The organism is Pseudomonas sp. PDM31 (assembly GCF_019218965.1).
Lineage (GTDB): Bacteria > Pseudomonadota > Gammaproteobacteria > Pseudomonadales > Pseudomonadaceae > Aquipseudomonas.
Map to the genome: position 1 here is coordinate 262,254 of NZ_JAHUWS010000002.1, position 13,857 is coordinate 276,110.

At 58.8% G+C, this 13,857-nt stretch carries 13 protein-coding genes and 1 pseudogene; 6 read left to right on the plus strand and 8 right to left on the minus strand.

Annotated features, from left to right (window positions below; all coding sequences use genetic code 11):
* Window positions 1-129: 129 nt before the first annotated feature.
* Window positions 130-750, minus strand: a complete 621-nt coding sequence (gmk, locus tag KW839_RS04405; RefSeq protein ID WP_060540186.1) for a guanylate kinase — start codon at window positions 748-750, stop codon at window positions 130-132.
* Between the two features lie 12 nt (window positions 751-762).
* A complete protein-coding gene (locus KW839_RS04410; RefSeq protein ID WP_060540185.1) occupies window positions 763-1,626 on the minus strand; it encodes a YicC/YloC family endoribonuclease in 864 nt (287 codons plus the stop codon).
* A gap of 266 nt (window positions 1,627-1,892) precedes the next feature.
* Between KW839_RS04410 and rph the strand changes: the two genes are divergently transcribed.
* The 3 genes from rph to gltS all read left to right on the plus strand — a co-directional run bounded on the left by rph (window position 1,893) and on the right by gltS (window position 4,620).
* Window positions 1,893-2,615, plus strand: a complete 723-nt coding sequence (gene rph / locus KW839_RS04415; protein ID WP_060540184.1) for a ribonuclease PH — start codon at window positions 1,893-1,895, stop codon at window positions 2,613-2,615.
* A gap of 28 nt (window positions 2,616-2,643) precedes the next feature.
* Window positions 2,644-3,012, plus strand: coding sequence for a DUF4870 domain-containing protein (locus tag KW839_RS04420; RefSeq protein ID WP_060540183.1), 369 nt, complete (start codon window positions 2,644-2,646; stop codon window positions 3,010-3,012).
* A 399-nt stretch (window positions 3,013-3,411) separates the two neighbouring features.
* Window positions 3,412-4,620: a sodium/glutamate symporter gene (gene gltS, locus KW839_RS04425; protein ID WP_060540182.1), complete on the plus strand. Its 1,209-nt coding sequence runs from the start codon at window positions 3,412-3,414 to the stop codon at window positions 4,618-4,620.
* Window positions 4,621-4,689: 69 nt separating this feature from the next.
* Here gltS and KW839_RS04430 read toward each other — a convergent pair whose 3' ends face one another.
* Window positions 4,690-5,469 (minus strand): exodeoxyribonuclease III, encoded by a 780-nt coding sequence (locus tag KW839_RS04430; RefSeq protein WP_003176915.1) that lies wholly within the window; start codon window positions 5,467-5,469, stop codon window positions 4,690-4,692.
* Between the two features lie 80 nt (window positions 5,470-5,549).
* Here KW839_RS04430 and pyrE point away from each other — a divergent pair, with 80 nt between their 5' ends.
* Window positions 5,550-6,194: an orotate phosphoribosyltransferase gene (gene pyrE, locus KW839_RS04435; protein ID WP_007975175.1), complete on the plus strand. Its 645-nt coding sequence runs from the start codon at window positions 5,550-5,552 to the stop codon at window positions 6,192-6,194.
* Between the two features lie 178 nt (window positions 6,195-6,372).
* Here pyrE and argB read toward each other — a convergent pair whose 3' ends face one another.
* The 4 genes and pseudogenes from argB to coaBC all read right to left on the minus strand — a co-directional run bounded on the left by argB (window position 6,373) and on the right by coaBC (window position 10,632).
* Window positions 6,373-7,278 carry an acetylglutamate kinase gene (gene argB / locus KW839_RS04440; RefSeq protein WP_060540181.1) on the minus strand — a complete coding sequence of 302 codons (906 nt, stop codon included), beginning with the start codon at window positions 7,276-7,278 and terminating at the stop codon, window positions 6,373-6,375.
* Between the two features lie 17 nt (window positions 7,279-7,295).
* Window positions 7,296-8,672: pseudogene (locus tag KW839_RS04445) on the minus strand (phosphomannomutase/phosphoglucomutase); the annotation flags it as partial.
* Between the two features lie 290 nt (window positions 8,673-8,962).
* Window positions 8,963-9,418, minus strand: coding sequence for a dUTP diphosphatase (gene dut / locus KW839_RS04450; RefSeq protein ID WP_060540179.1), 456 nt, complete (start codon window positions 9,416-9,418; stop codon window positions 8,963-8,965).
* Between the two features lie 5 nt (window positions 9,419-9,423).
* Window positions 9,424-10,632, minus strand: coding sequence for a bifunctional phosphopantothenoylcysteine decarboxylase/phosphopantothenate--cysteine ligase CoaBC (gene coaBC / locus KW839_RS04455; RefSeq protein ID WP_218423553.1), 1,209 nt, complete (start codon window positions 10,630-10,632; stop codon window positions 9,424-9,426).
* 134 nt (window positions 10,633-10,766) lie between these two features.
* On the opposite strand from coaBC, the gene radC reads away from it, so the two are divergent.
* Entirely contained in the window at window positions 10,767-11,441 is a 675-nt protein-coding gene (radC, locus tag KW839_RS04460) for a DNA repair protein RadC (protein WP_218423555.1), read from the plus strand.
* Between the two features lie 138 nt (window positions 11,442-11,579).
* Here radC and KW839_RS04465 read toward each other — a convergent pair whose 3' ends face one another.
* A complete protein-coding gene (locus KW839_RS04465) occupies window positions 11,580-13,166 on the minus strand; it encodes an ABC transporter substrate-binding protein (RefSeq protein WP_060540176.1) in 1,587 nt (528 codons plus the stop codon).
* A gap of 447 nt (window positions 13,167-13,613) precedes the next feature.
* On the opposite strand from KW839_RS04465, the gene rpmB reads away from it, so the two are divergent.
* On the plus strand, window positions 13,614-13,847 hold the full coding sequence (rpmB, locus tag KW839_RS04470; RefSeq protein WP_007894701.1) for a 50S ribosomal protein L28: 234 nt from the start codon (window positions 13,614-13,616) through the stop codon (window positions 13,845-13,847).
* Window positions 13,848-13,857 lie beyond the last annotated feature (10 nt).

The window sequence follows — 13,857 nt, forward strand, 5'->3', positions numbered from 1 at the left end:
GATGGGCGAGCGGACTGAACAGTTTAAAAAATCACCAGCGATTAGGGAAGCGCTGATTTTTTGACCAAGCCCTTCAACGCGCTGCAAGTGCCAATGTAAAGCCCTTGCAGCTGTTTTGGGAAGTGCTCTTTAACCGAGCAACTCAGCCAGTAATTTGCCAAAACGTTGCTGCTGGCGCTTCTGTTGGAGCTGATTGGCGCGGAAAATTGCCTGCAGGTCGCGCAAAGCGTGGGCGAAATCATCGTTGATGATCAGGTAGTCATAGTCGACGTAGTGGCTCATTTCGCTGACTGCTTCGCGCATCCGGCCGTCGATGATCTCGTCGCTGTCCTGGCCTCGGTTGGTCAGGCGCTGGTGCAAGGCCTCAAGCGACGGCGGCAGAATGAAGACCGAGCGGGCTTGCGGCATCAGCTTGCGCACTTGTTCGGCGCCCTGCCAGTCGATTTCCAGGATCAGGTCGTGGCCTTCGTCCAGGGTCTGCTGCAGGTGGCTTTGCGAGGTGCCGTAGAGGTTGCCGAAAACTTCGGCGCGCTCGAGGAAGTCCCCGTGTTCGATCATCTTCACGAACTCGCTGCGTTCGACGAAGTGGTAGTTCACGCCGTTCACTTCACCAGGGCGCATGGCGCGGGTGGTGTGGGAGACAGAGACGCGAATCTCCGGATCGGCGTCGGTCAGGGCTTTGACCAGGCTGCTTTTGCCCGCGCCCGAAGGGGCGGAAATGATGTACAGGGTGCCGGTGCTGTGGGTCATGTCAGGGTAGCCTTACTCAATATTCTGCACTTGTTCGCGCATCTGCTCGATCAACACCTTGAGGTTGACCGCAGCCTGGGTGCTGCGCGGGTCGAAGGCTTTGGAGCCCAGTGTGTTGGCTTCGCGGTTGAGCTCCTGCATCAGGAAGTCCAGACGCCGTCCGGCGGCACCGCCGGACTTGAGCACCCGGCGAACTTCGATGATGTGGGTGCTCAGGCGATCCAGTTCTTCGGCGACGTCGCTTTTTTGCGCGAGCATGACCATTTCCTGCTCCAGGCGCTGCGGATCCATCTCCGCCTTCATGTCGGCGAAGCGGTCGAGGACTTTCTGGCGCTGGGTGGCGAGCATCTGCGGGACCAGTTCGCGCAAGGTCACCACGTCGTCTTCTATGGAGGTCAAACGCTCGTTGATCAGCCGTGCCAGCTCGGCACCTTCACGCTCTCGGCCGGCCTTGAGCTCCTTGAGGCCCTGGTTGAACAGCGCGAGGGCTTCGGCATTCAGGGCTTGTGGATCGCTGGCGTCACCTACCAGCACGCCGGGCCAGCCCAGCACTTCCAGCGGGTTGAGGGCGGCGGGATTCTTGATCAGGCTGGCGATGGTCTCGGCGGCGGCGACCAGTTGGGCGGCACGCTCGCGGTCCACTTGCAGGGACTTGCCGGTGCTTTCCTCGGTAAACCGCAGCGTGCATTCCAGCTTGCCCCGGGATAGGCCCTGGCGCAGGGCCTCGCGGACTGCGCCTTCGAGGTCGCGAAAAGTTTCCGGCAGGCGCAGGTGGGGTTCCAGGTAGCGGCTGTTGACCGAGCGCAGTTCCCAGCTCAGGGTGCCCTGGGCGCCGGCTTTTTCGACGCGGGCGAAGGCGGTCATGCTGTGCACCATGGGGTACCTCGCAGTGCAGATGGGCGCAGAACCGAGGTTCCGGGGATCCGCTATCAATGAATTAAAGCCGACAGGCAGCAAAGGCGCAGGATTGTAACGCAGTGGTGCGGATGCGCCCAAACACACGGTGTGACAAACGCCTGCAAGCCTTCGATACCACGCCATGCAGAGCCTTCGGTCGTCGGCGGATTTTTTTAGAAGTGCCCAGGTGCGGCCAGCGGCTCTATAATGCCCGCAGTTTTCCGTCCCCAGTACAGGTACTCCCTATGATACGTCCAAGTGGTCGCGCTGCCGATCAGCTCCGCTCGATCCGCATCACCCGCAACTACACCAAACACGCCGAGGGATCTGTACTGGTCGAGTTCGGTGATACCAAGGTCATCTGCACCGTCAGCGTCGAGCCGGGCGTGCCGCGTTTCCTCAAGGGCCAGGGCCAGGGCTGGCTGACTGCCGAATACGGCATGCTGCCGCGCGCCACCGGCGAGCGTAACCAGCGTGAAGCCAGCCGTGGCAAGCAGGGTGGCCGCACCCTCGAAATCCAGCGTTTGATCGGCCGTTCCCTGCGCGCTGCGCTGGACATGTCCAAGCTGGGCGACGTCACCCTGTACGTCGATTGCGATGTGATTCAGGCAGATGGCGGCACCCGTACCGCGTCGATCACCGGCGCCATGGTGGCGCTGGTCGATGCCCTGAAGGTGATCAAGAAGCGTGGCGGCCTGAAAGGCGGCGACCCGATCAAGCAAATGATCGCTGCAGTTTCGGTAGGCATGTACAAGGGCGAGCCGGTGCTCGACCTCGATTACCTGGAAGATTCGGCGGCCGAAACCGACCTGAACGTGGTCATGACCAGCGCTGGCGGTTTCATCGAAGTGCAGGGCACTGCCGAAGGCGCGCCGTTCCAGCCTGAAGAGCTGAACGCCATGCTGGAACTGGCGAAGAAAGGCATGAACGAAATCTTCGAACTGCAAAAGGCTGCACTGGCCGATTGAACAGGCCGCTCCCAGCAAGGAGGACGCGATGAGTGATGAGCAAGAGCTACTTCCCACCCCGAGTAAAGACGTTCGGCAGTGGGCGATGTTTTGTCACCTGTCTGCCTTGCTCGGGATCTGGATCCCGTTCGGGACGCTGATCGGTCCTCTGATTCTCTGGCAGATGAAGCGCGAGATGGACCCGTTCGTCGACGCACAGGGCAAGGAGGCGCTGAACTTTCAGATTACCGTCGCCATTGCCTCTGCCATTTGCTTCCTGCTCATGGTGGTGATTATCGGGTTCTTCCTGTTTGGTCTGGTTGCGATTGGTGCGCTGGTGCTGACCATCATCGCAGGCGTGAAAGCCAATGAGGGGCTCCCTTACCGGTACCCGTTTACCTGGCGATTGATCAAGTAAAAGCCCGGTTGCTCTATACAAGTAGAACTGGCGCCAACAATAAGCAAATGCCCCGGAATTCCGGGGCATTTTCGTTTATTAAATAAGTGTTTCTAGTTGTGTTAAATCTTTGCTAGTTGTATCAATCACCGTGTACCAGGATTCGTTGAATCCCCAATGCCGAGTTGTTTACACTTTTAGTCACAACTGTAAAGTGTCAATGGTGCCCATGTGCTTGGCAATAAGGCGAGCTGATTGATAAAGTTGCCACCGCGAAATATTTCAAGAAATATTTTGATATATTCAGACCAGTGAAGGTTCTTGAATCTAACATCAGCCAGTGTTGAGGAGTTCAACCTGTTCAAGAGGCGTGTCCAGGTAAAAAGTTCGCCCCTGAATACTTATCCAAGAATGATGCAAATGATTCAGCTCGATTTTTATGGAACGTTAGTCGCCGCCTCTTTAGTGCTGTTACTGGGTCGCGGACTTGTCACTCGTGTAGGATTTTTACGCGCCTACAATATCCCCGAACCTGTAGCAGGTGGCCTGGTGGTCGCCCTGGCTCTCCTGGCTTTACGCAGCTTTGATATTCAAGTGCGGTTCGACACCTCGTTGCAGACGCCCTTGATGTTGGCGTTCTTCGCCACCATTGGCTTGAGCGCGGACTTCGCCAGCTTGAAAAAGGGCGGGCGTGTCGTGGGGATTTTTATTCTCGCGGTCACCGGGTTGTTGCTGGTCCAGAATGCCATGGGCATCGGTCTCGCAAGTCTGCTGGGGCTTGACCCTCTGATGGGCTTGCTGACGGGGTCGGTCACTTTGGCTGGCGGTCACGGCACAGGCGCTGCCTGGAGCGCGACATTCAGTGAAAAGTACGGCCTGGCTTCGGCTTCCGAGCTTGCGATGGCTTCTGCGACTTTTGGTTTGGTGCTGGGTGGTCTGATTGGTGGGCCGGTCGCTCGCCTGCTGATCAAGCGAGTGCAAGTCCCCGGTTGCGCTGAGCAAGCCAAGCTGCGCGTGCCAAAGGGTTTTGAGCAACCAAACAAAGAACGTTCGATCACACCCTTTTCGTTTATCGAGACACTCGCCCTGATTGCCGTCAGCTTGCTGGCAGGTAATCTTCTTAATGGCTGGCTGCTGGGCAGTGCATTTGAGTTGCCGACGTTCGTTTGTGTGTTGTTCGTGGGTGTTGTATTACGCAATGGACTTTCAGCACTGGGCTTGTATCAGGTGTTTGAGCGGGAAGTCTCGGTGCTGGGCAATGTCAGTTTGTCACTGTTCCTGGCCATTGCCTTGATGTCTCTTAAGCTATGGGATCTGGCTTCACTGGCTTTGCCGATCTTCATCATTCTGGCTGTTCAAACTATCGTCATGGCGTTGTTTGCGATATTCGTGACGTTCAGAATAATGGGTAGCAACTACGATGCGGCCGTACTGGCGGCAGGGCACTGCGGTTTCGGACTGGGTGCCACGCCAACAGCCATTGCAAACATGCAAGCCGTCACGCAGCGCTTCGGGCCATCGCAGATTGCGTTTCTGGTAGTGCCCATGGTGGGAGCATTTTTCATCGACATCATCAATGTCATCGTGATCAAGTTGTTTCTTGCGCTGCCATTTTTTGTCGCTGTCTAAGTTCAGCCTGGTTGAGCCATAAAAAATGCCCGTATCTTGCGATACGGGCATTTTTATTGATCCGACGCCTCAGATAGTCAGCGTCCAGTCGTAGTCCACGATCAGCGGCGCGTGCTGCGAGAACCGCGGCTGACGTGGCAGGCGTGCACTGCGTACAAAGCGGCGCAGGCCAGGGGTCAGCAGCTGATAGTCGAAACGCCAGCCGAGGTTGAGCATTTCGGCCTGTTCGTTGTCCGGCCACCAGCTGTACTGGTCGCCTTCACGACTGACTTCGCGCAGGGCGTCGACATAACCCATGTTGCCGACAATCTCGTCCATCCAGGCACGTTCAGGTGCCAGGAAACCCGGGGATTGCTGGCTGTCGCGCCAGTTCTTGATATCCAGCTTCTGTTGCGCCACGTATAGCGAGCCACAATAAATGTACTCGCGACGTTTGCGTCGCTGTTTATCCAGATAACGGGCGAAATCGTCCATTAGCTTGAACTTCTGGTTCAAGTCTTCATCGCCGTTCTGCCCCGAAGGGAGCAGCAAGGTCGCGATGCTGACCTTGTCGAAATCGGCTTGCAGGTAGCGCCCGTAGCGGTCGGCCGTCTCGAAACCGAGACCGCTGATGACAGCCTTCGGTTGCAGCCGCGAATACAAAGCCACGCCACCTTGGGCAGGGACTTCGGCATCGCAGGCATAAAGGAAGTATCCATCCAGTTGGAAGGCTGGATCGTCCAGTTCAAAGGCAGAGGCGCGGGTGTCCTGCAGGCAGATGACGTCAGCATTCTGTGCCTGCAGCCAACTGAGCAAACCTCGCTCGACTGCCGCCTGAATACCATTGACGTTCACACTGATGATCCGCATAAATGGCCCCAAAAATCGCGTGCGTGTATGATACACGGCGTCAAGCTAATTAGCTAAATCCGTGGTATTTGGGGTTTTTCATGCAAGCGTATCAGCGCGATTTCATTCGTTTTGCCATCGATCGCGGGGTTTTGCGCTTCGGTGAGTTCACCCTGAAGTCCGGGCGCACCAGTCCTTACTTCTTCAATGCCGGTCTGTTCAACTCAGGTTCGGCCCTGGCCCAGCTGGGTCGTTTCTATGCTGCAGCCATTGCCGAGAGCGGGATTGCCTTCGACGTGCTGTTCGGCCCGGCGTACAAAGGCATTCCTTTGGCGGCGACTACTGCTGTGGCCCTGGCCGAGCATCACAACCGTGACCTGCCATGGTGCTTCAACCGCAAGGAAGCCAAGGCCCACGGCGAGGGCGGCAGCCTGGTCGGCGCTCCGTTGACCGGTGAAGTGCTGATCATCGATGACGTCATCACGGCTGGCACCGCGATCCGTGAAGTGATGCAGATCATCGCTTCCCAGGACGGCGCCAAAGCGGCTGGCGTGTTGATCGCCCTGAACCGCCAGGAGCGCGGTAACGGCGAGTTGTCGGCGATCCAGGAAGTGGAGCGTGACTTCGGTATTCCGGTGATCAGCATTGTTTCGCTGAACCAGGTGCTGGAGTTCCTCGCCGACGATCCGCAGCTCAAGCAGCATCTGCCGGCCGTAGAAGCCTATCGGGCCCAGTTCGGCGTCTGATACACCGACCCTGTAGGAGCGAGCATGCTCGCGATGGACGTCAGGGCGCCACTTTCCGTCAGGTGCCCCGCGTTATCGTTGAAGTTTTTCGCGAGCATGCTCGCTCCTACAGGGATCTGCGGCAAAAAAAGACCCCGCTCAGCCAGGCTGAGTGGGGTCTTTTTGTATTCGCTACGGCTTAGTGACGCTTGCGATTACTGATCAGGGTGCCTACACCGGTATCGGTGAAGATCTCCAGCAGGATCGCATTCGGCACGCGACCGTCGATGATCAATGAGCTGCCCACGCCGCCCTGGACCGCTTCCAGTGCGCAACGGATCTTCGGCAGCATGCCGCCATAGATCGTGCCGTCGGCGATCAACTCGTCGACCTGCTGGGTGGTCAGGCCGGTGAGAACAGTGCCCGACTTGTCCATCAGGCCGGCGATATTGGTCAGCAGCATCAGTTTCTCGGCTTTCAGCGCCTCGGCGACTTTACCGGCGACCAGGTCGGCATTGATGTTGTACGACTCACCATTGGGGCCCACGCCTATTGGCGCGATAACCGGGATGAAATCACCTTTGACCAGCAGGTTCAGCAGGTCGGTGTTGATCCCGACCACTTCGCCGACATGACCGATGTCGATGATTTCCGGGGTAGTCATTTCCGGCGTCTGACGGGTGACGGTGAGCTTTTTCGCGCGAATCAGCTCGGCGTCTTTACCGGTGAGGCCGATGGCGCTGCCGCCGTGACGGTTGATCAGGTTGACGATTTCCTTGTTGACCTGGCCGCCGAGGACCATTTCTACCACGTCCATGGTCGCCGCGTCGGTGACGCGCATGCCGTCGACAAAGTGGCTCTCGATCGACAGACGCTTGAGCAGGTCGCCGATTTGCGGGCCGCCGCCATGAACCACTACCGGGTTGATGCCCACGGCTTTCATCAAAACGATGTCGCGTGCGAAGCCGGTTTTCAGCTCCTCGCTTTCCATCGCGTTGCCGCCGTATTTGATCACCAGGGTCTTGCCGACATAGCGTCGGATGTAAGGCAGCGCTTCGGACAGGACCTTGGCGGTATTGGCGGCGGCTTCGCGTTCGAGGGTCATTCAGGGCTCCGGGTGAATCAGAACGGTAGTTGGAGATCGGGCGCAACACGCTTCAACTGGACGTGGAACACATCCTTGATGCGCTGCAGTTCTGCCTCGTCATCGGCCTCGAAGCGCAACACCAGCACCGGAGTGGTGTTGGACGCGCGCACCAGGCCCCAGCCTTTGGCGTAGTCAACTCGCACGCCGTCAATGGTGGTCAGGTCGGCACCTGGGCCCCACTGTGCGTCGTGCAATGCATCAATGATGCTGAATTTGCTCTCTTCGGTCACATGGATATTGATTTCCGGCGTAGAAATATCGTTCGGGAAGGTCGCGAACAGCTCTTCCGCCGTGGATTTTTCCTTGCTGAGGATCTCCAGCAAGCGCGCGGCGCTGTAAATACCGTCGTCGAAACCGAACCAGCGCTCCTTGAAGAAGATGTGCCCGCTCATTTCGCCGGCCAACAGGGCGCCGGATTGTTTCATTTTCTTTTTGATCAACGAATGACCAGTCTTCCACATTAACGACCGGCCGCCGTATTCCTTGATCAGCGGGATCAGGCGACGGGTGCATTTGACGTCGAAGATGATCTCTGCGCCCGGGTTGCGCGCCACTACGTCGCGGGCAAACAGCATCAGCAGGCGGTCCGGGTAGACGATACTGCCGGTGTTGGTCACCACGCCGACACGGTCGCCGTCACCGTCGAAGGCCAGGCCGATATCGGCGTTGGTTTCCTTGACCTTGGCGATCAGGTCTACGAGGTTTTCTGGCTTGCCCGGGTCCGGGTGATGGTTCGGGAAGTTGCCGTCGACTTCACAGAACAGCGGGATGACTTCGCAGTTCAGGGCTTCGATCAGTTGCGGGGCGATCACGCCGGCAGCGCCGTTGCCACAGTCCACGACCACTTTCAGGCGTCGGGCCAGTTTGATGTCCTGGACGATTTCAGTGGTGTAGCGGTCGAGGATTTCGACCTGAGTGATGCTGCCTTGGCCGCTGCTCAGGTTGTTGGTCTTGAGGCGATCGTGCAGGGCCTGGATCTGTTCGTTGGCCAGGGTGTCGCCGGCTATGACGATCTTGAAGCCGTTGTAGTTCGACGGGTTGTGGCTGCCGGTGAGCATCACACCGGATTTGCCGGCCAGTACGTTGGCGGCGTAGTACAGCGCCGGAGTCGGGACCAGGCCGACATCGCTGACGTGGCAGCCGCTGTCGGCGATGCCCCTGATCAATTGCTCGACCAGCTCCGGGCCGGACAGGCGCCCGTCACGACCAACGCAGACGTTCGGCTCGCCTTGGGCCAGGCTCTGGGAGCCGACGGCGCGACCGATCCAGTATGCGGTTTCGGCATTCAGGAATTCCGGTACGGTGCCGCGAATGTCGTAGGCGCGGAAGATGCTGTCGGGGAACTTGGGGGCGATTTTGGCCGGGGTGTTCATCTGTGGAATGCTCCATCTCGAAGTTGGCTGGACCTGCCTGCGGGTCACTCAGCAGGCTCAAACTGAAGGGTATGACGGCGTTTTTCACAGAGAGTTCGTGGTGCGAAAAGGCCATGCCAGCGACGCGAGCGGCTTTTTGGCCGGCCAATGCCTTGATTCCAGACGGTCTCGGATCTTGTGTAGGAGCCGCCGAAGGCTGCGATCTTTTGATCTTGAAAGATCAAAATAAAAAGATCGCAGCCTTCGGCAACTCCTACATGGGTATCCGGTTATTTGGTGCCAGTGTGGCCGAATCCGCCAGTTCCGCGCTCGGTCTCGACAAACTCGTCGACCATCTCGAAATGCGCCTGCACTACCGGCACCAGCACCAATTGCGCCAGACGCTCGCCGACGGTCATGGTGAAGTCGGTCTGGCCGCGGTTCCAGCAGGAAACCATCAATGGGCCCTGGTAATCGGAATCGATCAGGCCGACCAGATTGCCCAGCACGATGCCATGCTTATGGCCCATTCCCGAACGCGGCAGGATCAGTGCGGCGAGATTCGGGTCGCCGATGTAGACCGACAGGCCGGTCGGAATCAACACGGTCTCGCCCGGCTTGATCACGATGTCTTGCTCCAGCATGGCCCGCAGGTCGAGGCCGGCGGAGCCTGGCGTGGCGTACTGCGGCAGCGGGAATTCGGTACCGATGCGGGGGTCGAGGATCTTGGCTTGCAAAGCGTGCATGTAAATTAAACCTGGTTCAGACGTTCGGCGATAAAAGTCACCAGCTGGCGAGCAATCTTGCTCTTGCTGGTCTGGGCGAAAGCGGTGGTATGAAGCTCGCGGTCGATCACGCTGCAGGCGTTTTCTTCGCTGTTGAAGCCGATGGTCGGGTTGGCGACGTCGTTGGCGACAATCAAATCGAGATTCTTGTCTTTAAGCTTGCGGGCAGCGTAATCGAGCAGGTGTTCGGTTTCGGCGGCAAAACCGACACTGAACGGGCGGTCGGGACGGGTCGCGATGGTGGCCAGGATGTCCGGGTTGCGCACCATTTGCAGAACGAAGCCGTCGCCGCTTGTAGGATCTTTCTTAAGTTTTTGCGGGGCAACGACCTCTGGTCGGTAGTCCGCAACCGCCGCAGAGGCGATGAACACATCGCACGGGATCGCGGATTCGCAGGCGGCGAGCATGTCGCGGGCGCTGACGACATCGATTCGCGTAACGCGGTCCGGGGTCGGCAGATGCACGGGACCACTGATCAGGGTGACGCGGGCGCCAGCTTCCACCGCCGCTTCGGCCAGGGCAAAGCCCATTTTTCCGGAGCTGTGGTTGGTGATGTAACGCACCGGATCGATGTTTTCCTGAGTCGGGCCAGCGGTGATCACCACGTGGCGGCCGGTCAACGCCTGGCGCTGGAAGCAGTCTGCCGCGCATTGGGCCAGATCGTTGGCTTCCATCATGCGACCCATGCCAACGTCGCCGCAGGCCTGGCTGCCGGAGGCCGGGCCGAAAGTCTTCAGGCCACGGCTTTCAAGGAGTTGCAGGTTGGCTTGGGTGGCCGGGTCGCGCCACATGGCCTGGTTCATTGCCGGGGCAACGGCGACCACGGCGTCGGTGGCCAGCACCAGGGTGGTCAGCAAATCGTCGGCAATGCCTTGGGCCAAGCGGGCGATCAGGTCTGCGGTGGCCGGAGCGATCAGCACCAGATCCGCCCATTTGGCCAGCTCGATGTGCCCCATGGCCGCTTCTGCCGCCGGATCCAGCAGATCCAGGTGAACCGGGTGGCCGGACAAAGCCTGCATGGTCAGCGGGGTGATGAACTCGGCACCGCCACGGGTCATGACCACGCGCACTTCGGCGCCCTGGTCGATCAGGCGGCGAACCAGGTCGGCGCTTTTGTAGGCAGCAATGCCGCCGCCGACGCCCAGAACAATGCGTTTCCGATACAGCCGCTGCATAGGCCTGCCTTTCAATTCGTTGGTGACATACGTGGCGAAACCCCCTCCCCAGGTGAATTCGCCCGCAAAAAAGATGGGCTACGATATCACAGCGACCGCGACGGAACAGCGGCGCCCACAGACAGGGAGGTGCTATGAGTATTCGCGATTGGCCGGCGGCGGAACGGCCGCGGGAGAGGTTGCTTGAACAAGGCTCGGGAAGCCTTTCGGACGCCGAGTTACTGGCGATATTTTTACGCACGGGCGTAGTCGGTAAAAGCGCCGTCGATCTGGCTCGACACTTGTTGAGTCAGTTTGGCAGCCTGCGCTTGCTGCTTGAGGCGGACCAGGAAACATTTAGCAAGCAGCTGGGGTTAGGGCCGGCGAAATTTGCCCAACTGCAAGCCGCTCAAGAAATAAGCAGGCGCCATCTGGCTGAGCGTGCGCGCGAAAAAACGGCGCTGGAGAGCCCGCAGGCGGTTCGTGAATACCTGAAGTCGATGCTGCGCCACGAGCCCCATGAGGTATTTGGTTGCCTGTTTCTCGACTCCAGGCATCAAGTGCTGACCTTTGAGAAAATGTTCCACGGCTCGATCGACAACACCAGCGTGCATCCGCGGGAAGTGGTCAAGCGCGCGCTGGCCCACAACGCCGCAGCGCTGATTCTGTGCCACAACCACCCGTCGGGTAACCCCGACCCAAGCCAGGCCGACCGAGAGCTGACCAAGCGCCTGCAAAAGGCATTGGAGTTGATCGACGTGCGGGTGCTTGATCACTTCATCATCGGCGATGGCGATCCGCTGTCGATGGCGGAGTATGGGTGGATGTAGGAGAGGGCAGACGCCCTCCTGTAGGAGCGAGCATGCTCGCGAAAAACGATCAGAGAACACGGCCTTTCAGGCGTCCCGCGTCATATTGACGTTCTTCGCGAGCATGCTCGCTCCTACAGGGGGGCGTGCAGGAGCGGATTATTTGATGCTGACCTTCGAGTAGTCCTGCCTGCCGAACGGGCTCACCGCATAGCCCTCGATATCCTTGCGCGTCAGGGCAAATGCCGTCGGGTGAGCCAATGGCAGCCACAACGCCTGCTGCTGGATCTGCGCCTGGGCCTGTTCATAGAGCTTGGTGCGCACCCCTTGTTCGCCGGTGGTCTTGCCGGCGCTGATGAGCTTGTCCAGGTCCTGGTTGCAGTAGCGGGCGAAGTTGGTGCCGGACTTGACCGCGGCGCAGGAAAATTGCGGCGTGAGGAAGTTGTCCGGATCGCCGTTGTCGCCGGCCCAACCCATGAACAGCAGGTCATGTTCACCGGCCTTGGCGCGGCGGATCAGCTCGCCCCATTCGATCACGCGAATTTCGGCCTGTATGCCGATTTGCGCGAGATCGGACTGCAGCAACTGGGCGCCGAGGCTGGGGTTGGGGTTGAGTAAACTGCCGGACGGGCGGGTCCAGATGGTGGTCTGGAAACCCTCTTTGAACCCGGCCTTGGCCATCAATGCCTTGGCCTTTGCAATGTCATGTGGATAACCCGGAAGGTTTTTCGCATAGCTCCAGGTGTTGGGCGGATACGGACCGTTGGCCGCTTCGGCGGTGTCTTCGAACACGGCTTTGATGTAATTGGCCTTATCGAAAGCGAGGTTGATGGCCTGGCGTACTTCGGGTTTGTCCAGCGGCGGATGCTGGCTGTTGATGCCGACGAATGCGGTCATGAACGCGTCAGTCTTTTCGACTTTCAGCGTCGGCTCCTGCTGTGCGGCCTGGACATCCAGAGGCTTGGGCGACAGGGCGATCTGGCACTCATTGCGACGCAGTTTTTGCAGGCGCACGTTCGCGTCCGGCGTGATGGCGAAGATCAGAGGATCGACCGAAGGCTTGCCGCCAAAGTAGTCGGCATTGGCCTTGTAGCGAACCGAGGCGTCCTTCTGGAATCGCGTGAAAATGAACGGGCCGGTACCGACGGGCTGGCTGTTGAGCTTCTCGGGCGCGCCGGCCTTCATCAGTTTGTCGGCGTACTCGGCCGAGTAAATCGAAGCGAAGCCCATGCTCAGGGTCGCCAGGAAGGTCGAATCCGGGTGGTCGAGGGTGAAGCGCACAGTCAGCGGGTCGAGGGCGTCGATTTTTTTGATCAGTGCGGGCAACTGCATTGATTGGGCGTGGGGGAATCCGCTTTGAGCGACTTTGTGCCACGGATGAGATGGGTCGAGCATGCGGTCGAAGCTGAATATCACGTCCTCAGCCGTCAGTTCACGGCTCGGAGTGAAGTATTCGGTGCGGTGGAATTTCACCTGCGGGTGCAGCTTGAAGACGTAGACCAGGCCGTCGGGGCTGACTTCCCAGCTCTCAGCCAGGCTGGCTATCACTTTGCCGCTGGCGGTGTCGAAGTCCACAAGGCGGTTCATCAGCACATCGGCCGAGGCGTTGGTGGTGGTCAGCGAGTTGTACTGCACGACGTCGAACCCTTCCGGGCTTGCCTCGGTGCAGACACTCAGGGCCGCCGCCATGGCCTGCGGACTCAGCAGGAAAGGGGCAAACAACAACGGTAGGGCAGCGAGGCGCATGGTCGGATTCCTTTACAGATCGAAGGCCCATCTGCAAGTGCAGTCTGGAAAAGGCTTACCCTAGTGGGCTCTTTTGAAAATGACTATCCCCGTATTCATTTTCAGGGGACTATGGACGGTCGGTTTTGCTGAGCCACTGCTGGGCAAAAAGCGTACTTGGCAGGGTAGCCGATTTTTCTTCGACGAGCGGTCACCACCGACGATAGCCTTTTTCCAAAGCGCTCGTAGCGCAAAAAATGGCTTTTTTATGGGTTGTGCGCACACCGAATGTTGTTGCTCTCAAGTCTTTCTGGTATAAAGCAGCGCTCTTTTCTAGGGGCCCGGTTCCTTCGTTTGTAGGTGTAGCCGGTAAGACCCTTAAAGAAACGCGGCGCCTGGCGCCAAATGACTGAGAGATTAAGCGGCCAACCCATGCCGGGTTGGGCATGTGGTTTAGAGGGCTGAGGCATGTCTAGAGTCTGTCAAGTTACCGGTAAGGGTCCGGTGACTGGGAATAACATTTCCCACGCAAACAACAAAACCCGTCGTCGTTTCCTGCCGAACCTGCAGCATCACCGCTTCTGGGTTGAAGAAGAGAAACGTTTCGTGCGTCTGCGCGTATCTGCCAAAGGCATGCGTATCATCGACAAGCGCGGCATCACTGTCGTGCTGGCCGAAATCCGCAAAGCCGGCAAGATCTAAGGGAGCTAAT